We start from the raw sequence: 19,617 nt of genomic DNA, 5'->3' as shown, positions 1-19,617 counted from the left end.
AGTCTCTACCGCGAGCGGCCGACGGGTCAGTTGTGGCCGAAGCGTCGCTGATGCTTGCGCGCCACGTCGGACGGGCTGCCCTGGGCCTGCGCCTGCGGCTGGTTCTGCGACTCGTACGCCGTCGACTTGGCCTGCTCCGCGCTCCGCTCCGACGCGGACGCGCGGTCGTGCTGGCTGCCCTGCTTGCGGTTCTTGTTCTTGGCCATGGTGAGTGCCTCCTGTGGGGAATCCTGGTGGGCCAGGACCGCTGTCAGACTCACATAGGGCCGCAAACGCCGCATGTTGGATCATTACCGTACGTAGTGGTTCCCGCAGTGGGGTCCCGCTCCGCCGCCTCCGGCCGGCCTCTCCGCGCCCTCGTCCCTTCTCTCCTCCCTCCCGCCTCCCTCTCTCGTCCTTCCTCCCTCCCTCTTCCTTTCCGGATCCGCCACGCCGATGATCCAGTTCCGGCCGTGAACCCCTTCCCGGTCGGGCAGACTCGAAGGAAACCCTGGGTAAGCGGACCCGGTCATCGAGGAGCGGGCCGCTGAACCGTTCCCGAATTCGGAAGAGGGTGGAACGCGTGGACCGTTGCGTCGTCCTGGTGGACGCCGGCTACTTGCTGGGCGCAGCCGCGAGTCTGCTGGCCGGAGAGCCCGCCCGTTCCCGCATCACCGTCGACCACGCGGCCCTCATCCAGGGGCTGCGCGAGCGCGCGGAGGCCGACACCCAACAGCCCCTGCTGCGCATCTACTGGTTCGACGGCGCCCCCGACCGGGTGCCCCAGCCCGAGCACCGGCGGCTCCGCGTGATGCCCCGCGTGACCGTCCGGCTCGGCGCCCTGACCCGCAGCGACGGACGCTGGGCGCAGAAGGGCGTCGACGCCGCCATGCACGCCGAGCTGACCGAACTGGCCAGGAACCGGGCCTGCTCGGACGTGGTCCTGGTGACCGGTGACGGCGATCTGCTGCCCGGTCTGATGTCCGCCAAGGAACACGGGGTCGCCGTCCACCTCTGGGCCGTGCAGGCCGCCGACGGCGACTACAACCAGTCCGAGGACCTCGTCGCCGAGGCCGATGAACGGCGGGTCCTCGACCGGGCCTGGATCACCAAGGCCGTACGCGCCAAGGACCTCGGCGGCACCTGCGCCCCGCCGCCCGTCCCCCGCCCCGAGATCGCCGCGATCCTCTCCGCGCCGCTGCCGGAGGCGGCCCTCGCCGCCTCCGCCGAACGCGCCTCCGAGGCCCAGGCCGCAGCGGCCAGGGACGGCGCCGCCGCACCCGCCGAGACCACCGCCGCCACCTCGTCCGGCACCCCGTCCGCCCCCGGCCACAAGACCGTCCCCACCCCCAAGGACCTGGCCGCGCTGCGCGCCCACGCCACCCACCCGGACCGCCAGCACCCGCCCCAGCCGGCGAACGCCACGCTGCGCTGGTCCTCCGACAGGGGCTGGGTGGAGCGCGGCGGCCCCCTCGGCGAGCCGGCGGAGACCGCGTCCCTGCCGACCCTCGCCCAGGTCACCAGCGCCGAACAGCGCTGGGCGGACCGCGAGGAGGACATCACGACCGTCGGCGGCGACCCCTTCGAAGTGGGCCAGGTGTTCGCCCGCCGCTGGATGGAGCGCCTGCCGGAAACCGTCCACCTGCAGAAACTCTCCACCATGTACCCGCGCATCCCGCACCGGATCGACGGCGAGCTGCTGCGGTACGCGGCCCGCTTCGGGCTCCTCGCCCACAAGGACGACCAGATCGACGAACACGACCGTTACGCGATCCGGGCCGGCTTCTGGCGGGAGATCGACGTGCGGGCCGCCGCCGAGCACGTACCGGCGGGGGAGTAGCCGCTCCTTCGCGGGGCGACGCGGGGTGGCCCCGGACGCGGACCGGGGCATGTGACCCCGTACCCTCGTACCTCGTGAGTACGGGCACAGCGCAGGCGCAGAGGGGCACCGGCACCGTGTGCGCGGTGCGCGATCTGGTCAAGACCTATCCCGCCGTCCGGGGCCGCCGGGGTGCGCCCGCGACGCCCGAGGTCCGCGCCACGGACAGCATCGGTCTGGACGTGGAGCGCGGCGAGATCTTCGGACTGCTCGGCCCCAACGGCGCCGGCAAGTCCACGCTGGTCCGCCAGCTCACCGGGCTGATGCGGCCCGACTCCGGCAGCGTCGAAGTGCTGGGCCACGACCTCGTACGCCACCCCGAACGGGCCTCCCGGCTGATCGGCTACCTCGGGCAGGAATCCACCGCCCTCGACGAACTGACCGTCTCGCTCGCCGCCGAGACCACCGGACGGCTGCGCGGTCTCGCCGCCCGGGAAGCGCGCGCCGAGCGCGACGCGGTCCTGGAGGAGCTGGGCCTCACCGCGATCGCCGGGCGGCCCCTGAAGAGGCTCTCCGGCGGTCAGCGCCGTCTCGCCTGCTTCGCCGCCACCCTGGTCGGCGACCGGCCCGTCCTCGTTCTCGACGAACCGACCACCGGAATGGACCCGGTCGCCCGCCGCGCCGTCTGGGCCGCCGTCGACCGCCGCCGGGCGGAGCGCGGGGCCACGGTCCTGCTGGTCACCCACAACGTGATCGAGGCCGAGACGGTTCTCGACCGGGTCGCCGTCCTCGAACGCGGCCGGGTCATCGCCTGCGACACCCCCGCCGGGCTCAAGGAGAAGGTCGCCGGGGAGGTGCGCGTCGAGCTGGTGTGGCGCGAACGGGCCCCGCTGGACGTCCCGGAGGTGGCGGCGCTGCGGCCGTCCGCCCAGGAGTCCGGGCGGCGCTGGGTGCTGCGGCTGGGGCCGGACGAGGCGCGGGCCGCGGTCGCCGCGGTGACGGGCGGTGCGGCCTTCGCCGCGCTCGACGATTTCACCCTGGCCACGCCCAGCCTGGAGGATGTCTATCTCGCGCTCGGGGGAGACGCGGCCAATGCGACCAAGGGGCTGGTGAAGGCGTGAGAGGTGTGAAGGGCGTGGGGAACGTGAACGCCGCGGACGTGGCGGAAGTACGCGGCAGGCCGGACGGTTTGGACGTGTTGGACATGTTGGACGTGTCTCAGGGGAGCGGCCGCAGGTGACGAGCATCATTCCGGCCAGGACCGCGCCGCCGCGTGTCCGGCACGCGGCCGGCCCCTCCGGCACGGGCCCCGTCCGTACCGTCGCCGCGCCCCTCGCGCCGCGCGCCCGGCTGCTGCCCTCGCTGGCCGCCGTCTACCGCGCCCAGCTCTCCCGGGCGCGGGTCGCCCGGATCCCGCTGCTCTTCGTGGCGACCTTCCAGTCCGTCGGGATCATGGTCCTGATGCGGGGTGTCGTGGACGGCGGCGCGGAGGCCCGCGCGGTGGTCGCGGGGTCCAGCGTCCTGGTTGTCGCGTTCGTGGCGCTCAACCTGCTCGCCCAGTACTTCGGGCAGCTGCGGGCGGGCGGCGGACTCGACCACTACGCCACCCTGCCCGTGCCGCCCGCCGCGGTGGTGCTCGGCGCTGCCGCCGCCTACGCCTCGTTCACCGTGCCCGGCACGGTCTTCACCGCGATCACCGGAAGCGTGCTGTTCCAGCTGCCGATGACCCATCTGTGGGTCCTGGTGGCCGTCGTCCCGCTCTCCGGCGCCGCCCTGGCCGGTCTCGGCGCGGCCCTCGGGCTGCTCGCCCCGCGCCCGGAGCTGGCGACCCTGCTGGGCCAGCTGGGCATGTCCGCCGCCCTGCTGCTCGGGGTGCTGCCGGCGGACCGGCTGCCGGAGCCGGTGGGGTGGGCGCGCGACCTGCTGCCCTCGACGTACGGGGTCGAGGCGCTCGCCCGGTCCTTCGACGCCCGCCCGGACTGGGGGCTCATCGCCTTCTTCCTCGCGATCTGCGCGGCGGTGGGGGTTCTCTCCCTGGCCGTGGCGACGTGGGCGTACCGGCGGGCCGCCGTACGGTAGCGGCCCCGGGCCCGCCGGGCCCGGGCAGGGCGCGGCCGGGTGCGGCATCCGGTGAGGCGCCTCACCGGGTGGCCTGGCACGATGGCACGGTGACCGCACCTCTGACGCCGCCCGACCAGCCCGGCCCCCACGACCCGTGGCAGGCCCCGCCCTCGGGCTCCTACCTCGCGCCCCCGACGGGCGATCCGGCCGACCCGGACACGGCCACAGAGCTTCGTCAGGCCGCCGCCGTCGTCGTCCTGGTCGCGCTCGCGGGTATCGCCCTCGGTCTGTTGTGGCTGTGGCTCGCGCCGCGCGTACCGCTGGTCTCCGACGACACGGCGGTCTTCCTCGGGAACAGCGAGGGCGAGGAGGCGATCGGGGCGGACGGAACGTTCGTCCTGCTGGCCATCGGCTTCGGCGCGCTCTCGGCCGCCGCGGTCTTCTGGCGGCTGCGCCGAGGGGGCGTCCTCGTGGTCGTGGGGCTGGCGCTGGGCGCGCTGCTCGCCTCGCTGGTGGCGTGGCGGGTCGGCATCTGGCTCGGGCCGTCCTCCGACGTGGTGGGGCGGGCCCGGGAGGCCGGCCAGGGCGTGACGTTCGACGCTCCGCTGGAGCTGCGCTCGGTGTGGGTGGCGGTGCTGGCGTGGCCGTTCGTGGCGATGGGGGTCCATCTGCTGCTCACCGCGGCGTTCGGGCCTCGGGACGCGGAGCCGGGCTGGCCGGGGTACGCGGAGTATGACGGGGGGCCGGTGCGGGGGCCCCTGGCGGGGCCGTCCTCCGGGTCTCCGGCCGGGACGCCTCCTGCGGGCGGGGGCGGCGGGGCGGCCTAGGTCGCCTGCGGCGGGCCTCTTCCCCTGCCCGCCCCTTCCCGAAACCGGGGCGCTGCCCCGGACCCCGCTCCTCAAACGCCGGAGGGGCTGGGGTGTGGGGCGTTGTCCGGGGGCCTGCTTCTCGTGTGCGGAGAAGCAGAGGCGCTAGGTGTATTGATCACGAGCGTTGTTAACGCCGACCGGCTTGATCATGGCGAAGACCTCCGGTGTGGTGGAGGTGTCTAGGCTCCACACCGCACACGGAGGTCTTGGTGTCCCACCGTGATGCCCGGCTGACCGTTCACGGCAGGCGAATCCTGGTCGATCGCCTCCTCGGTGGGCGGCCAGTTGCTCATGTGGCAGCCGAAATGGGCATACCGAGGCCTACCGCCCATAAGTGGATCCGCCGTTGGCGCGCTGAGGGCGACACGGGCCTGGCCGACCGCTCCAGCAGGCTCCATCGCACACCGCACCGCACCCCACGGGCCGTCGAGGCTCGTGTCTGCGACCTCCGCAGGACCCGCAAGCTCGGCCCCCGCCCGCATCGGCCCGGTTCTGCCCGCCTCGACCGTGCCCCGGATCCTGACCCGCCACAGCCTCGACCGGCTGTCCTGGACCGACCGTCCGACCGGCACCCTGATCCGCCGCTATGAACGCGACCGGCCCGGCGAGCTGATCCACATCGACGTGAAGAGACTCGGCCGGATCCCCGACGGCGGCGGCCACTGGACCCTGGGCCGCCAGGCCGGCCGCGCCACCCGCAGCAACATGGGCTTCTACTACATCCACTCCGCCGTCGACAACCACTCCCACCTCGCCTACAGCGAGATCCACCCCGACGAGAAGGTCACCACCTGCGCGGGCTTCCTCACCCGCGCAGCCGCGTTCTTCCACCGCCAGGGCATACCCCGCGTCGAGCGGGTCCTGACGGACAGCGCCTGGGCCTACCGCAAGGGCTTGGCCTGGAAGAACGTCCTCGCCGACCTCGATGCCACAGGCAGACTGACCCGGGCCTACCGGCCCCAGACCAACGGCAAGGTCGAACGCTTCAACCGCACCTTGCTCGAGGAATGGGCCTATATCCGGCCCTGCACCTCGAACACCGACCGGGCCGAAACCCTGACAGACTTCCTCCACACCTACAACCACCACCGCTGCCACACCGCACTCGGAGGCCAGCCCCCGATCAGCCGCGTCAACAACCCTGCGGGTCAATACAGGACCCGGTAGGCACCTTCGACGCTTGACCACGATTCTGTCGCCGCCGAGGCATCCGGAATCCATTGCCCCGGCGGCCGCCGGACGGGCACGCTTCCGGCATGCGATTCCCCGCCGAAGCCCGCCGCGAGGTCCACGTCCGCTACACCCGGCCCAGTTGCATGGGCAGCTTCGCGGTGTTCACCGGGTGGACTTCGAGCCGCTCCCGGACGGACGGCTCGGCTTCGAGTTCGTCAACCCGCTCGGCCCGGAGGACATCGACGCCAAGTGGGCGCAGGCGGTGAGCGACGGCGCACTGCTGTGGCTGATCGGAGCAGGACTGCGGAACGCCCACTTCGACCGCCCGCCCCTCCCTAGGCGAAGGAGTTCGCTGCGGGGGTACCCGTGCGCCCGGACGCGGGACCGGGGCTCATGCGCGCGGTACTCCGGCACTCACGTATGAAGCCCATCGACTCCCTGCCTGGACCCATGCGCGCGCCGGTTGGCGAGCCGCCGACAAGACCTGGCGGGGCACAGAGGCGGCCGGTGACCCGATGGACCTCGCGCCGTAGGGCCGTGGCGAGTCCGAGTTGGATGTTGCGTTTCCAGCTCCATGAACTCCCCGAGAGGGTGCGGAAGCGTTCCTGCGGTGAACTCTCCCCCGCGCGGGGGTGTTCGGCCGCGCAGGCCAGAGGCGGCGGCTCCGATCCTGCGTCATTCCTCCTGTATTCGGCAGCGGAATGTACGGCCCGCTGCAGTGGGCTGCAGTCAAGTGGAATTATCTATTCCGGCCTCTGCGGAGTAGCTCCCTTTTTCGGCCATTCAATTTTTCTGTGTTCACCTGGGTTTCGGTCATGATCCCTACGGGCAGTCTGTGCCGGTCAAAAGAACGGGCCCCGAGTCTTGGAGTATGGACATGAGTCGTACGCGCAAGGGGCTGGCAGCTGTAGCACTCGCTGCCGGAGCCGGAATGCTTGCAGCCAGTCCCGCCGTAGCCGCACCGAATTGGAGCCAGATATCGCCGGACTCGAACTGGAATTGCGGCAGCACCACAACACATCCGGCCGGGGGTGTACTCTTCCAGACCTGTATCGTCAGCCGACCTGGTGGAAATACCCAGGGCGTGCTCGTTGTACGGAACAACTCGGGCCGTTCCATCAAGGTCCAAGGCGAGGTAACAGTTACCGCCGAGTGGTCCAACGGCTACACGGCACACAACGGGGACTGTGTTGAGTCCACCCTCAGCAGCGGATACGGGGCAGGCTGCCTCGCTTCCACCGCTGACCTCTCCGGATCTGCGGTCAGGGCGGTTTCGAGACTGGCAGTGGATGGGCACTGGGCCTACACAGTCGCCGCACCGGTCGTCTACCCGAGCTGAAGTCAGGCCCCACAGCACCCACGAGCGGCGAATCGCAGGCTGAGCGCCCTCCCGCGCCGGGACCCGACCCGGCGCGGGAGGGGCAGTGGTCCGTAGAGGTGATTACTGGTGCGCGTGTGGTCTTTAACCAGGGGTGGGACCCACCGGCCGTGCCAGGCGGGGCCGGGGCGGTGAGTGTGGTTATCCTCGGAGGCGGATGAAGTGGCCGGTCATGCGGTCAGAGTCACTCCCGCTCGCGCAGGCTCTAATTCCACAGGTACATTCCGTCAGGCACTGCTCGCAGGCCCCTCCCGCTCGCGCGGGCTTTTAGAGGTTGTCTCACGTGGTGAGTTCGGCAAGTTTATCAATCACGAGCGGTGGTTGCGTTGACGCGATCAGCCGGAGCTGAGCGGGCCAAATAATGAGTGCGAGGCTGCGTGGCGTCACCGGCTATGTGAGCATGACCGATCAGTTGGCGATCAGTACCTTGACTTTGCAGCACAGGATCCCGGACGACTGGGCGGCGGACCCATGGGCCGAGGTGCGTCCTCTGCCCTTCCGGGTGGACATCCTGAGAGAAGTCCACCCGGAAGGGCTGACGCCCAGCTGTCGGCATTGGACAGGCCCGGCCGAAAAGTGGATGCTGGCGGTCACGCGGGAACCGCGCAGGATCGTGATCACCGAACCGACCTGCACCGCCGGCTGCTGCGGCGCCCTGTACGTCACCGTGCGCCGAGGGCGACCGAGTGATCTGGGACGCTTGGGAGAACAGCAGCGACATCACCGCCCTGCCCGCGGACATCACCTTCGACGCCGCCCAGTACGAGGTCGAACTCGCGCGGGCCGCAGCGGACCGCAGCTGGGAGGAGCCGGTAGACACCGTTGCCCGGCGGCTCGGGCAGACCCTTACGGACAGCGGCTGGTTCGATCAGGGGGCTGCGTCCTCACGGGCGTCTGGCCACGACGCGTGGAGCCGGAAGACCCCGAGAAACTCACCAGACCGGAGGGGGTCGATGTCGAGTTCCACGACGTGCAGGCACCAGGAGAGCGTGCATGTTCCTACGCGTACGAATTGTTCGTCACCCACGATCAGCCCCTGGAGGAGCAGGTACGGCAGCTTGCGGCCCGCATTCTGGCGGACGATCCGCGGAAGACCGCTGAGCTTCGAGAACGCTGAGGGCCAGGCGCAAGAACGCGCGAGCTGAGAGTGGCCACGTCCTTGACGGGGTCCGCCCTGTGTCAAGGCAGCTTCGCCATGATCCGGCCCGGGGTCTTGAGGTGGAGCGGTGCTGCGGAGACGTCTGGGACACGGCGGGCGAGCCGGACCCGGTCGTCGTCGGTCATGATGCCGCTCAGGATGTGCTGCCGGGAGGCGATGACGGTGAGGGATCAGGGGGTGAGCCCGCCGGTGATGGCGTCGAGGTCGCGGAATCCGGTGGGGAGCCCATTGAGTCCGGTGTAGGTGGTGGGGCCCTCCATGTCCAGGTGCATGTCCGAGCCAGGCACTCGAACGGTAGTCACGCCTGTCGGTCCACACCACGCCCAACGCAGCCGTGAAAGCGGAATGCGTAGATTCCGGTCCTGGAGGTCGCGGCCTTTGTACCCACCCCGATAGAGAGTTTTCGAATCAAAAGCACCAACAACGTCAACCAGGCGATCGGATGATGCAATCGTGTGACCTTCCGGTACCCGCCATCCCTATCGAGCGCATCTACTGCATTCACTCGAACGGAGCACCGGGGCTGTCTGAGTGGTGCCCTGCGCGCAATTTCACGCGCCTCGGGAGGAGAGTGAGAGCCTGCGCCACCACGGCACTGGACCCGTGCTCGTGTCAGCCGGGGAGCGGCGGCCGCAGGCCGTCGCCCGCACCTGCCCGGACACCGGCGACCGGGACAAGTCGCTCACCCTGACCGGCTTCCACTACGCCTCCCGCTCCCAGAACCCGGCCGGGCTGCTGGCTGGTGATGTCGCTCTGCACCTGCGGTCTGGCCGTCGCCCTATCAAGAACTCCCGTGCGGTCGCCACCCGTTACGACTAGCGGGCCAACGTCTTCCACGGCACGGTCACCGCAGCGGCAGTCCGCTTATGGCTCCGCCCATGATCCGCCGGACAGTGCCTAGGCGCCTCGCGCGATCTCCGCGAACACCGCCCCCGTCAGCTCCGCCAGATCCGTCGCCGCCAGCTCGACCTCCAGACCGCGCCGACCCGCCGACACACAGATCGTGGCGTGGGCGCGCGCCGACGCGTCCAGCACCGTGCGCAGGCGCTTGCGCTGGCCCAGGGGGGAGATGCCGCCGCGTACGTAGCCCGTGGTGCGCTCCGCGGCGGCCGGGTCCGCCATCGTGGCGCGCTTGCCGCCCACCGCGGAGGCCAGGGCCTTGAGGTCCAGGGAACCGGCCACCGGGACCACCGCGACCGTCAGAGCGCCGTCCACATCCGCCACCAGGGTCTTGAAGACCCGGTCGGGGGAGACGCCCAGGGCCTCGGCGGCTTCCTCCCCGTAGGAGGGGGAGGCCGGGTCGTGGTCGTAGGCGTGGACCGTGAAGGCGGTGCCCGCCGCGGTCAGGGCGACCGTGGCGGGGGTGCCGCCCGGCTGCTTCTTCGACTTCTTCGCCACCGGGAGAGGTCCTCGATCAGTTGGGGTGGGTGGGGACCCGGGTCAGGTCGGTCGCGGGCAGCGAGGGCAGGTGCCGGATGACCGCGGTCTCCTTGCGCAGCAGCGTCAGCTCCTCGCGCAGCCGGGTCGCGGTGTCCGGGGCCTGGAGCAGGCGCTGCTTGGTGGGGACGTCCAGGACCGTGGCCGCCGCGACCAGGTAGGAGATCACGGAGGGGTCGTCGGGGAGGTCGGCGCCGGTCGCCAGCGACCGTTCGTTCGCCCCGGCCAGCCGCTTCTGGTAGGTGCGGAAGGCCCGCAGGACGCCCTCGGCGAGCGCTCCCGCCTCGTCGCCCTCGTCCTCGCCGAGCGGTTCGTCGGCCAGCTCCTCCACCTCGGCGGTCAGATACGGGCCGCTCGCCTCGACGGACAGCAGCCTGACCCGGGTGGTGCCGGTGGCCAGGACCTCGAAGCTGCCGTCGGCGCGCTCGCGGACCGTCGCCGCGTCGGCGACGCAGCCGACCCGGTGGAAGGTCTGGATGGGGTCGGGGCCGAAGCCCTCCGCCGGGGCGCGCTCGGAGGGAGGGGCCGCCGCGACGGTGTCCGGCATACCGGTGGCCGTGGGGGCGATCTCGCGGCCGTCGCGGATCGCGACCACGACGAAGCGGCGAGGTTCGTCCTCGTCGCTCTTCAGCAGCTCCCGCAGCATGGCGCGATATCGCTCTTCGAAGACGTTGAGCGGCAGCACCAGGCCGGGGAACAGCACCGCGTTGAGCGGGAAAAGGGGAAGGCGGGCGGTGGTCACAACGGTCAAGCGTAATGGCCCCGGGGGCGGCCGTGGTCTGCCCGGTTGCGCAACGGGGTCAGGGAGGCCGCCCGGAGCCGTGCGCCGTCCCGCGCGTCCAGGAACCGGCCGAGCGCGTCCTCGGACACCGACGACCACGGGAACGACGTCGCGTGCACGCCGATCAGGCTGAACTGGTGCAGCGCCTCCGCCCAGCGGCCCCGGGCGAGCAGGACGTACGCGAGGAGATTGCGGACCTCGGCCGGCCACGGATCGCCGGGCCGGTAGGCGGCGGAGAGCCTGATGGCCAGGTCGGCCGCCGCGTCGATCCGCTCCTCCAGTACGGGGGTGGTCCGGCCCGCCGCCTGGGTGTCCAGGAGCAGCGCGAAGGCCGCCCGGATCGGCAGGGCCTGCACCAGGGAGTCGGGCAGCGCGTCCTCGGCCGCCCGCTCGGCGAAGTCGAAGCACTCGCGGTGCGAGCCGTACCAGGCGGCGGAGAGGTAGCGCAGGGCCGCGACATGGCAGCCGTAATGGTGTGCGGAACGCCGTACGGCCTGCTCCCACAACGCTTCGAAGGCGGTGTGCGTGGCGTGGGTGCCGCGTGCGTGGTCCAGGGCGAGCCGCCACGGCACGGGGTCGCGCGGGTCCGCCTCGGCGGCGGCGGTGATCAGCGGGCCGACCTCACGGAGCCGTTCCGCGCGGGCGGGCGACTCCCAGGCCCGGCGGACCGACAGCTCCGCCTTGACCAGCAGCGCGTCCGGGTCGCGCGGGGCGGCGGCCAGCCAGTCGACGAGCCAGCCGTCCCGGCCGCGGGCGAAGGTGACGAGCCGGCCGAGATAGCGGTCCCGGTTCTCCCAGTCGGCGCGGTCCCGGGTGGTGGCGAGCAGCTTGGCGGCCGGTTCGTAGTCGCCCAGGGCAGCGGCGACCAGCGCGGGAGAGAGCCGCTCGTCGGGGGCGTCGAGCAGCACCGCGTCATCCGCGGACAGCCCGGCGGACAGCGGAGGGCTGTGCCGGATCATGCGCGCGGTACTGAGCAGAGCGCGAAGGAATGCCATGGTGCAGACCATTGAAAAGCGCTGGTGAGGGCCGCGCCAGAGGTGTGCTGTGAAGCTTCTGTGCCGAGTGAATGGGTTGTATCGGGCAGGGTCAAGAAAAGGCAAAGGAAATGCTCTTCGTTGGCTTGATCGCACCCCTCCGTGACGCTCGCGCGTTCCTCCGCTCACACGGCCGCGGGCGGCCGGACTCCCGGCCCCGGCCGCCCATGGCCGCGCGAACGCCCCGGAGAGGTCAGCCCCTGCGCAGCGTCCGCGACGCCCCCGCCGCCACGGTGGTGGCCAGAACCCATCCCACCAGCACCAGACCGGCCGCGGCCCACTGCCAGGCGTCCTCCATCCGCCAGTAGCCGTCCTGCCCCAGGTTGATCACCGGGATCAGCAGATCCAGCGCGTACAGGGCGGGATTCCACTGCGGATGCTCCTCGCCCTTGATGGAGGGCGGAACGTGCTGCGCGAACGCCGCCGTGCCCGCCGCCCACAGCACCGCCATCCACACCGCGGCCCGCCCCGGCCGGTAGCCGTACGCCACCGTCCAGTCCTGGAGATAGCCCCACGCCTTCGCGGCGGGAGGCAGCGTCTCGCGGCGGCGGCGCTGCTTGGCCAGCAGCACCTCGCGCGCGTCCGCGTCCTCGCCGCAACTGCGCATCACCGTGGCCAGCCGCTCGTACGGCTCGGGGACGTACTCCGGGGTCGCGGCGAGCACCCACTCCAGCCGCCGGGAGAGCGGGAAGTGGCCGTAGGGGACGAGGTTCTCGTAGACGAAGCCGCCCATCGCCAGACCGCCCGGGCCCGGCCAGCTCGTCGACAGGTCGATCAGGGTCACCACCTTCGCGCCGTTCAGGACGACCCGGCCCTCCTCCGGGCGCTCCGCGTTGAACCGCAGCTCCGGCGTCACGATCCTGCGCAGCGACAGCTCCTCCTGCCGGGTCATGGTGAACCGGGCCTTGTGCAGGTCCACCGCGTCCCCGAACCGCCCGTCGTCCAGGCGCACCCCGCCCCGGCACTCGAAGATCTGCGAGCGGGTGCCGCGCGCCGGCGTCGGGGCGTAGACCACGCCGTACGGGGGTGTGGTGCCCTGGTTCCCCGTGTCGACGCTCACCCACGCCTCGGTCATGTAGAGCGTGCGCTCCACCGTCAGCTGCGGGGCGTTCAGCGCGCGGCGGTCCTCCGCGGCGCGCAGCCGGCTGCCGCGCAGGCTCAGCGAACCACCCACCTTCGCCCCGCGCAGGCTCAGCTCGCCGAGCGTCTCGATCATCTCGGCCTGGAGGTCCTGGGCGACCGCCATGCCGTCCCCGACGACGGCCCGCCCGTGCCGGTCCGGGCCGACGCTGAGCTGGTTGATCAGCAGATCCGTGCCGATCTGGGCGTCGGTCAGCCGGATCCCCCGGTCGATCCGGCAGCGCGGCAGATGCAGATCGCCCTCCGTGTGCAGCCGTGCGGCCTCCAGCCGGGGCAGCGCGCAGCCCACCAGCCGCAGTGTGGTGAAGTGGCACTCGGGGAGCACCACCTCCTGCTCGAAGCGGCAGCCGGTCAGCTCCACGTACGGAGCCACCCGCCCGCCCGCCAGATCCAGCTTTCCGGTGATCCGCACCCCCCGGAGCTTCAGCGCCGCCACCCGGCCCGGCCGGGCCGGCGGACCGCTCAGCAGCAGCCGCGCCACCGTGCGCGCGCCGACGCTCCGCTCGGGCCCCCACACCTGGGGGGTGAACGGATCGTTGTGGGTCGGGTCGTAGCTGCGTAAGTCGTAGGTGGTCCCGTTGCGGAAGGACTGCCACATGCCCAGCTCCGCTGCGCTGAGGCCGTCCGGGATGTCGCCTTCGTGCGGCTCGGTCACGGCCGCTCCCTCCGTGCACACATGCTGTAGTGCTGTTCTTCCCTCTGCGTGACGCCACGAAAGCTAGCGGTCAGCAGTGACAGCCGGACATGGCCGAGACGCGTATCGGCCAGTGGTACGGGCGACCGGTATCAGCCAGTGATACGGACGACCGGCCGCTCCGGGCGGTCTGAGAGAATTGCCGTGTGATCTCTCGAATCGATCTGCGCGGTGACGCCCTCCCCGAGGGTGCCGCCCTGCGCGACCTGCTGCCCCGTGCCGAGTTCGACGTGGAAGCCGCCCTGGAGACGGTGCGGCCCATCTGCGAGGACGTGCGCCATCGTGGCTCCGCGGCAGTGATCGACTGGGGGGAGAAACTGGACGGTGTCCGGATCGAGTCGGTCCGGGTGCCCGCCGACGCGCTCTCCCGTGCCCTGCGGGAGCTGGATCCGGCCGTCCGCGCCGCCCTGGAGGAGTCGATCCGCCGCGCCCGCCTCGTCCACCGCGAGCAGCGCCGCACCACGCACACCACCCAGGTCGTCCCCGGCGGCACCGTCACCGAGAAGTGGGTGCCCGTCGAGCGCGTCGGCCTCTACGTCCCCGGCGGCCGCTCGGTCTACCCCTCCTCCGTCGTGATGAACGTCGTCCCGGCCCAGGAGGCGGGGGTCGAGGGCGTCGCCGTCGCCTCCCCGCCGCAGAAGGACTTCGGCGGGCTGCCGCACCCCACGATCCTCGCAGCGTGCGCCCTGCTCGGCGTCGACGAGGTGTACGCCGCCGGCGGCTCGCAGGCCGTCGCGATGTTCGCCTACGGCACCGAGGACTGCCTCCCGGTCAACCTGGTCACCGGCCCCGGCAACATCTACGTCGCCGCCGCCAAGCGCCTCCTCAAGGGCCGCATCGGCATCGACGCCGAGGCCGGGCCCACCGAGATCGCGATCCTCGCCGACGCCACCGCCGACCCGGCGCACGTGGCCGCCGACCTGATCAGCCAGGCCGAGCACGACCCGATGGCCGCCGCCGTCCTGGTCACCGACTCCGAGGAGCTGGCCGCCGCCACCGAGGCCGAGCTGGCCCCCCAGGTCGCCGCCTCCAAGCACGTCAAGGACCGCATCGAGCCCGCCCTGGCAGGCCGCCAGTCCGCGATCGTCCTGGTCTCCTCCATCGCGGACGGCCTCAAGGTCGTCGACGCGTACGGCGCCGAGCACCTGGAGATCCAGACCGCCGACGCCGCCGCCGTCGCCGACCGGGTCCGCAACGCCGGAGCGATCTTCGTCGGCCCCTTCTCGCCGGTCTCGCTCGGCGACTACTGCGCCGGCTCCAACCACGTCCTGCCCACCGGCGGCTGCGCCTGCCACTCCTCGGGCCTCTCCGTGCAGTCCTTCCTGCGCGGCATCCACATCGTCGACTACAGCCGCGACGCGCTCGCCGAGGTCACCCACCACGTCGTGACCCTCGCCGAGGCGGAGGACCTCCCCGCCCACGGCGCGGCCCTCAAGGCACGTTTCGCCGAAGGCGAACTCGACGAACACAGTGGCTGGAAGGTTCCGCAGCAGTGACGAACGGCAGCACCACCCCCCGTAACCCCTGGGACGAGCTTCCCATCCGCGACGAACTGCGCGGCCAGTCCCCGTACGGAGCACCCCAGCTCGACGTCCCCGTACGCCTCAACACCAACGAGAACCCGTACCCGCTCCCCGAAGCCCTGGTCGACCGGATCGCCGAGCGGGTCCGCGAGGCCGCCCGCGGCCTCAACCGCTACCCCGACCGGGACGCCGTCGAGCTCCGCACCGAGCTGGCCCGCTACCTGTCCCGCACGGCGGGACACCCGGTGAGCCGGGCCAACGTATGGGCCGCCAACGGGTCCAACGAGGTCCTCCAGCAGCTGCTCCAGACCTTCGGCGGGCCCGGCCGCACCGCGATCGGCTTCGAACCCTCGTACTCCATGCACGCCCTGATCTCCCGGTCCACCGGCACCGGCTGGATCAGCGGGCCGCGCAACGAGGACTTCACCATCGACGTGGACGCCGCCCGCGCCGCCATCGCCGAGCACCGGCCCGAGGTCGTCTTCATCACCTCGCCCAACAACCCCACCGGCACCGCCGTCGACGCGGACACCGTCCTCGCCCTGTACGAAGCCGCCCAGGCCGCCGGCCCCTCGATGGTCGTCGTCGACGAGGCCTACGGCGAGTTCAGCCACCACCCCTCCCTGCTCCCGCTGATCGAGGGCCGCCGCAACCTGGTCCTCTCCCGGACCATGTCCAAGGCGTTCGGCGCGGCGGGACTCCGCCTCGGCTACCTCGCCGCCGACCCGGCCGTGGTCGACGCGGTCCAGCTGGTGCGGCTGCCGTACCACCTCTCCTCCGTCACCCAGGCCACCGCGCTCGCCGCCCTGGAGCACACCGATACGCTGCTGGCATACGTCGCGCAGCTCAAGAGCGAGCGCGACCGGCTGGTGGCCGAGCTGCGCGCCACCGGCTACGAGGTCACCGACTCGGACGCCAACTTCGTCCAGTTCGGCCGCTTCGACGACAGCCACGCCGTCTGGCAGCGGATCCTCGACCGGGGCGTCCTGGTCCGGGACAACGGCGTACCGGGATGGCTGCGGGTCTCCGCGGGAACCCCGGCAGAGAACGACGCGTTCCTCGATGCGGTACGCGAACTGAAGAAGGAGCACGACGCATGAGCCCCCGCGTAGGCCGCGTGGAACGCACCACGAAGGAAACGTCCGTGCTCGTCGAGATCAACCTCGACGGCACCGGCAAGGTCGATGTCGCCACCGGGGTCGGCTTCTACGACCACATGCTCGACCAGCTCGGCCGCCACGGCCTCTTCGACCTCACGGTCAAGACCGAGGGCGACCTGCACATCGACAGCCACCACACCATCGAGGACACCGCGCTCGCACTGGGCGCCGCCTTCAAGCAGGCCCTCGGCGACAAGGTCGGCATCTACCGCTTCGGCAACTGCACCGTGCCGCTGGACGAGTCGCTCGCCCAGGTCACCGTCGACCTCTCCGGCCGCCCCTACCTCGTGCACACCGAGCCCGAGAAGATGGCGCCGATGATCGGCGCGTACGACACGACGATGACCCGGCACATCCTGGAGTCCTTCGTCGCCCAGGCGCAGATCGCCCTGCACGTCCACGTGCCGTACGGGCGCAACGCGCACCACATCGTCGAGTGCCAGTTCAAGGCGCTCGCCCGCGCCCTGCGGTACGCCAGCGAGCACGACCCGCGCGCCGCCGGCATCCTGCCCTCCACGAAGGGCGCCCTGTGACCGGCCTCAACACCATCCTGATCGTCGTCGGCCTCTTCCTGGCCGGTGGCGTCTACTCCTTCGCCAAGCAGGGGATGCCCAAGGGCGTCATCGTGCTGCTGTCGATCGGCTCCGTGATGTGCCTGGTGGCGGGCATCCTGCGGATCCAGGGACTGTGGGACTGAGGACAGGTACGTCATGAGTGAGAACAAGAAGAAGGTCGTCGTCTTCGACTACGGCTTCGGCAACGTCCGTTCCGCCGAGCGGGCCCTCGCCCATGTCGGCGCGGACGTCGAGATCACCCGCGACTACGACCGCGCGATGAACGCCGACGGGCTCCTCGTCCCCGGCGTCGGCGCGTTCTCCGCCTGCATGGACGGGCTCAAGAGGGCCCGCGGCGACTGGATCGTCGGCCGCCGGCTCTCCGGCGGCCGCCCCGTCATGGGCATCTGCGTCGGGATGCAGATCCTCTTCGAGCGCGGCATCGAGCACGGCGTGGAGACCGAGGGCCTGGACGAATGGCCCGGCACGGTCGGCCCCCTGAAGGCCGACGTCGTCCCGCACATGGGGTGGAACACCGTCGAGGCCCCCGAGGACTCCCGGCTCTTCGCGGGCCTGGACGCCGACGCGCGCTACTACTTCGTGCACTCCTACGCGGCGCACGACTGGTCCCTAGAAGTGACCAACGCCAAGATCCGTGCCCCCAGGATCACCTGGGCCACGCACGGCGAACGGTTCGTGGCCGCCGTGGAGAACGGCGCGCTGTGGGCCACCCAGTTCCACCCCGAGAAGTCCGGCGACGCCGGCGCCCAGCTGCTGACCAACTGGATCGAGACGCTGTAATGCCGAAGCTTGAACTGCTCCCCGCCGTCGACGTCCGTGACGGCCAGGCCGTCCGCCTCGTGCACGGCGAGTCCGGCTCCGAGACCTCCTATGGCTCCCCGCTGGAGGCCGCCCTCGCCTGGCAGCGCGCCGGTGCCGAGTGGCTGCACCTCGTCGACCTGGACGCCGCCTTCGGCACCGGCGACAACCGCGCCCTGATCGCCGAGGTCGCCGGGGCCATGGACATCAAGGTCGAGCTGTCCGGCGGCATCCGCGACGACGCCTCGCTCGCCGCCGCCCTCGCCACCGGCTGCCGCCGGGTCAACCTCGGCACCGCCGCCCTGGAGACCCCCGAGTGGGTCGCCAAGGTCATCGCCGAGCACGGCGACAAGATCGCCGTCGGCCTCGACGTCCGCGGCACCACCCTGCGCGGCCGGGGCTGGACCCGCGACGGCGGCGACCTCTACGAGACCCTCGCCCGCCTCGACGCCGAGGGCTGCGCGCGCTACGTCGTCACCGACATCGCCAAGGACGGCACCCTCCAGGGCCCCAACCTGGGCCTGCTGCGCGACGTCTGCGCGGCCACCGACCGCCCGGTCGTCGCCTCCGGCGGTGTCTCCTCCCTCGACGACCTCCGCGCCATCTCCCTCCTCGTCCCCGAAGGAGTCGAGGGCGCGATCGTCGGCAAGGCGCTGTACGCGAAGGCGTTCACGCTGGAAGAAGCCCTCAAGGCGGTCGCCGCATGACCGAATCCGCTGAGTCCACCAGCGCTGCCGCCGTACGCCGGATCTCCACCGGCGCGCCCTGGGAGGAGAAGTTCGGCTACTCGCGCGCCGTCGAACTGCCCAACGGGCTCGTCCTGGTCGCCGGCTGCACCTCCGTGATCAACGGCCAGATCTCCGCGGGCTCCCCGTACGAGCAGGCGATCACCTCCTTCGACGTCGCGTTCGCCGCGCTGGAGCAGGTGGGCCTCGGCCGCGAGGACGTCGTCCGCACCCGCATGTACCTCACGCACGCCCGGGACGTGGAGGACATCGGCCGCGCCCACAAGGAGCTGTTCGACGCCGTGCGCCCCGCCGCCTCCATGATCATCGTGTCCGGTTTCGTGGACCCGAGCCTGGTCGTCGAGGTCGAGGTAGAGGCCTACCGAGGAGGTGCGCGGTGACCCTCGCCGTACGCGTCATCCCCTGCCTCGACGTCGACAACGGCCGGGTCGTCAAGGGCGTCAACTTCCAGAATCTGCGCGACGCGGGCGACCCCGTCGAGATGGCCAAGCTGTACGACGCCGAGGGCGCCGACGAGCTGACCTTCCTCGACATCACCGCCTCCAGCGGCGACCGCGAGACGACGTACGACGTGGTCCGCCGCACCGCCGAGCAGGTCTTCATCCCGCTCACCGTCGGCGGCGGCGTCCGCACCCCCGACGACGTCGACAAGCTGCTGCGCGCCGGGGCCGACAAGGTCGGCGTCAACACCGCCGCCATCGCCCGCCCCGACCTCATCCGCGAGATCGCCGAACGCTTCGGACGCCAGGTCCTGGTGCTCTCCGTCGACGCCCGCCGCACCCCGGAGGGCACGTTCGAGGTCACCACGCACGGCGGCCGCAAGGGCACCGGCATCGACGCCGTCGAGTGGGCCCACCGGGCCGCCGAGCTGGGCGCGGGCGAGATCCTGCTCAATTCGATGGACGCCGACGGCACGAAGGACGGCTACGACACCGAGATGATCGAGGCGGTGCGCAAGCACGTCACCGTCCCCGTCATCGCCTCCGGCGGCGCGGGCCGGCTCGCCGACTTCGCCCCGGCGATCGAGGCGGGGGCCGACGCGGTGCTCGCCGCGTCCGTCTTCCACTTCGGCGACCTGCGGATCTCCGAGGTCAAGGGCGCCCTGCGGGAAGCGGGCCACCCGGTCCGCTGACTCCGCGACGAGAACCGGCGGTATCACCGGCCCGCCCGAGGCCGGTGATACCGCCGATGCGTGTTCACGGGACGCGGCGTGAGAGTGGCGAACGCCGACGGACGACGTCGGTGGCCACGCGGCGCACCCCGAGCCCCCGGACGACGGGCTTCGTGGGCC

The 19,617-nt window shown here is 71.6% G+C and carries 19 protein-coding genes and 3 pseudogenes; 16 read left to right on the top strand and 6 right to left on the bottom strand.

From position 1 onward, the window contains the following. Positions 1 to 26 precede the first annotated feature (26 nt). The gene (locus PSQ21_RS07205) at positions 27 to 206 is read right to left on the bottom strand and encodes a hypothetical protein (protein ID WP_018957500.1); all 180 of its coding nucleotides are present in this window, start codon (positions 204 to 206) and stop codon (positions 27 to 29) included. A gap of 347 nt (positions 207 to 553) precedes the next feature. On the opposite strand from PSQ21_RS07205, the gene PSQ21_RS07200 reads away from it, so the two are divergent. The 7 genes and pseudogenes from PSQ21_RS07200 (at position 554) to PSQ21_RS07170 (ending at position 8,396) form a co-directional block, all read left to right on the top strand. Then, positions 554 to 1,819 (top strand): NYN domain-containing protein, encoded by a 1,266-nt coding sequence (locus PSQ21_RS07200; protein ID WP_274029572.1) that lies wholly within the window; start codon positions 554 to 556, stop codon positions 1,817 to 1,819. 116 nt (positions 1,820 to 1,935) lie between these two features. After that, complete coding sequence (locus PSQ21_RS07195) at positions 1,936 to 2,919, top strand: ABC transporter ATP-binding protein (RefSeq protein WP_274035663.1); 984 nt, start codon at positions 1,936 to 1,938, stop codon at positions 2,917 to 2,919. Between the two features lie 115 nt (positions 2,920 to 3,034). Beyond that, positions 3,035 to 3,877 carry an ABC transporter permease gene (locus PSQ21_RS07190; RefSeq protein WP_274029571.1) on the top strand — a complete coding sequence of 281 codons (843 nt, stop codon included), beginning with the start codon at positions 3,035 to 3,037 and terminating at the stop codon, positions 3,875 to 3,877. Between the two features lie 68 nt (positions 3,878 to 3,945). After that, positions 3,946 to 4,686 carry an ABC transporter permease gene (locus tag PSQ21_RS07185; protein WP_274029570.1) on the top strand — a complete coding sequence of 247 codons (741 nt, stop codon included), beginning with the start codon at positions 3,946 to 3,948 and terminating at the stop codon, positions 4,684 to 4,686. A gap of 251 nt (positions 4,687 to 4,937) precedes the next feature. Continuing rightward, positions 4,938 to 5,895: pseudogene (locus tag PSQ21_RS07180) on the top strand (IS481 family transposase). A 175-nt stretch (positions 5,896 to 6,070) separates the two neighbouring features. Then, positions 6,071 to 6,325 carry a hypothetical protein gene (locus PSQ21_RS07175; RefSeq protein WP_274029567.1) on the top strand — a complete coding sequence of 85 codons (255 nt, stop codon included), beginning with the start codon at positions 6,071 to 6,073 and terminating at the stop codon, positions 6,323 to 6,325. A gap of 1,354 nt (positions 6,326 to 7,679) precedes the next feature. Next, positions 7,680 to 8,396 (top strand): annotated as a pseudogene (locus tag PSQ21_RS07170) (hypothetical protein). A gap of 212 nt (positions 8,397 to 8,608) precedes the next feature. Here the strand turns inward: PSQ21_RS07170 and PSQ21_RS07165 are convergent. Further along, positions 8,609 to 8,740 carry a hypothetical protein gene (locus tag PSQ21_RS07165; protein WP_274029565.1) on the bottom strand — a complete coding sequence of 44 codons (132 nt, stop codon included), beginning with the start codon at positions 8,738 to 8,740 and terminating at the stop codon, positions 8,609 to 8,611. Positions 8,741 to 9,218: 478 nt separating this feature from the next. On the opposite strand from PSQ21_RS07165, the pseudogene PSQ21_RS07160 reads away from it, so the two are divergent. Continuing rightward, positions 9,219 to 9,320: pseudogene (locus PSQ21_RS07160) on the top strand (IS5/IS1182 family transposase); the annotation flags it as partial. 15 nt (positions 9,321 to 9,335) lie between these two features. On the opposite strand, the gene ybaK reads toward PSQ21_RS07160, so the two are convergent. From ybaK to PSQ21_RS07140, 4 genes are all read right to left on the bottom strand, one after another. Next, on the bottom strand, positions 9,336 to 9,836 hold the full coding sequence (gene ybaK, locus PSQ21_RS07155) for a Cys-tRNA(Pro) deacylase (protein ID WP_274029564.1): 501 nt from the start codon (positions 9,834 to 9,836) through the stop codon (positions 9,336 to 9,338). Positions 9,837 to 9,852: 16 nt separating this feature from the next. Next, the gene (locus PSQ21_RS07150) at positions 9,853 to 10,617 is read right to left on the bottom strand and encodes an LON peptidase substrate-binding domain-containing protein (RefSeq protein ID WP_274029562.1); all 765 of its coding nucleotides are present in this window, start codon (positions 10,615 to 10,617) and stop codon (positions 9,853 to 9,855) included. 5 nt (positions 10,618 to 10,622) lie between these two features. Next, positions 10,623 to 11,663, bottom strand: coding sequence for a hypothetical protein (locus tag PSQ21_RS07145; protein ID WP_274029561.1), 1,041 nt, complete (start codon positions 11,661 to 11,663; stop codon positions 10,623 to 10,625). Positions 11,664 to 11,883: 220 nt separating this feature from the next. Next, positions 11,884 to 13,485 carry an oxidoreductase gene (locus tag PSQ21_RS07140; RefSeq protein WP_274029560.1) on the bottom strand — a complete coding sequence of 534 codons (1,602 nt, stop codon included), beginning with the start codon at positions 13,483 to 13,485 and terminating at the stop codon, positions 11,884 to 11,886. Positions 13,486 to 13,670: 185 nt separating this feature from the next. On the opposite strand from PSQ21_RS07140, the gene hisD reads away from it, so the two are divergent. Genes hisD through hisF form a run of 8 tightly spaced genes read left to right on the top strand, consistent with a single transcriptional unit; the run spans position 13,671 to position 19,458 of the window. Then, the gene (hisD, locus tag PSQ21_RS07135; protein WP_274029559.1) at positions 13,671 to 15,020 is read left to right on the top strand and encodes a histidinol dehydrogenase; all 1,350 of its coding nucleotides are present in this window, start codon (positions 13,671 to 13,673) and stop codon (positions 15,018 to 15,020) included. Next, complete coding sequence (locus PSQ21_RS07130; protein WP_274029557.1) at positions 15,017 to 16,147, top strand: histidinol-phosphate transaminase; 1,131 nt, start codon at positions 15,017 to 15,019, stop codon at positions 16,145 to 16,147. Before hisD ends, PSQ21_RS07130 begins: the two co-directional genes overlap by 4 nt. Further along, positions 16,144 to 16,740, top strand: coding sequence for an imidazoleglycerol-phosphate dehydratase HisB (gene hisB / locus PSQ21_RS07125; RefSeq protein WP_030583332.1), 597 nt, complete (start codon positions 16,144 to 16,146; stop codon positions 16,738 to 16,740). The genes PSQ21_RS07130 and hisB overlap by 4 nt, the downstream gene beginning before the upstream one ends. Further along, positions 16,737 to 16,904 (top strand): hypothetical protein, encoded by a 168-nt coding sequence (locus PSQ21_RS07120; protein WP_003969742.1) that lies wholly within the window; start codon positions 16,737 to 16,739, stop codon positions 16,902 to 16,904. The genes hisB and PSQ21_RS07120 overlap by 4 nt, the downstream gene beginning before the upstream one ends. Before the next feature lie 13 nt (positions 16,905 to 16,917). Beyond that, the gene (gene hisH, locus PSQ21_RS07115) at positions 16,918 to 17,562 is read left to right on the top strand and encodes an imidazole glycerol phosphate synthase subunit HisH (protein ID WP_274029555.1); all 645 of its coding nucleotides are present in this window, start codon (positions 16,918 to 16,920) and stop codon (positions 17,560 to 17,562) included. Next, entirely contained in the window at positions 17,562 to 18,287 is a 726-nt protein-coding gene (gene priA / locus PSQ21_RS07110; RefSeq protein ID WP_274029554.1) for a bifunctional 1-(5-phosphoribosyl)-5-((5-phosphoribosylamino)methylideneamino)imidazole-4-carboxamide isomerase/phosphoribosylanthranilate isomerase PriA, read from the top strand. The genes hisH and priA overlap by 1 nt, the downstream gene beginning before the upstream one ends. After that, on the top strand, positions 18,284 to 18,706 hold the full coding sequence (locus PSQ21_RS07105; protein WP_274029553.1) for a RidA family protein: 423 nt from the start codon (positions 18,284 to 18,286) through the stop codon (positions 18,704 to 18,706). The genes priA and PSQ21_RS07105 overlap by 4 nt, the downstream gene beginning before the upstream one ends. After that, a complete protein-coding gene (gene hisF, locus PSQ21_RS07100) occupies positions 18,703 to 19,458 on the top strand; it encodes an imidazole glycerol phosphate synthase subunit HisF (RefSeq protein WP_015607959.1) in 756 nt (251 codons plus the stop codon). Before PSQ21_RS07105 ends, hisF begins: the two co-directional genes overlap by 4 nt. The last annotated feature ends 159 nt before the right edge of the window (positions 19,459 to 19,617 follow it).

Source organism: Streptomyces sp. MMBL 11-1, from assembly GCF_028622875.1.
Classification (GTDB): domain Bacteria; phylum Actinomycetota; class Actinomycetes; order Streptomycetales; family Streptomycetaceae; genus Streptomyces.
The sequence above is the reverse complement of the archived record's forward strand: the minus strand, read 5'-3'. Positions and strand labels throughout refer to the sequence as shown.

Excerpts from the sequence above, each read along its gene's own strand:
- PSQ21_RS07205 (WP_018957500.1), bottom strand. The coding sequence starts at position 206 with ATGGCCAAGAACAAGAACCGCAAGCAGGGCAGCCAGCACGACCGCGCG.
- PSQ21_RS07145 (WP_274029561.1), bottom strand. The coding sequence starts at position 11,663 with ATGGTCTGCACCATGGCATTCCTTCGCGCTCTGCTCAGTACCGCGCGC.
- hisB (WP_030583332.1), top strand. The coding sequence starts at position 16,144 with ATGAGCCCCCGCGTAGGCCGCGTGGAACGCACCACGAAGGAAACGTCC.
- hisH (WP_274029555.1), top strand. The coding sequence starts at position 16,918 with ATGAGTGAGAACAAGAAGAAGGTCGTCGTCTTCGACTACGGCTTCGGC.
- priA (WP_274029554.1), top strand. The coding sequence starts at position 17,562 with ATGCCGAAGCTTGAACTGCTCCCCGCCGTCGACGTCCGTGACGGCCAG.
- PSQ21_RS07105 (WP_274029553.1), top strand. The coding sequence starts at position 18,284 with ATGACCGAATCCGCTGAGTCCACCAGCGCTGCCGCCGTACGCCGGATC.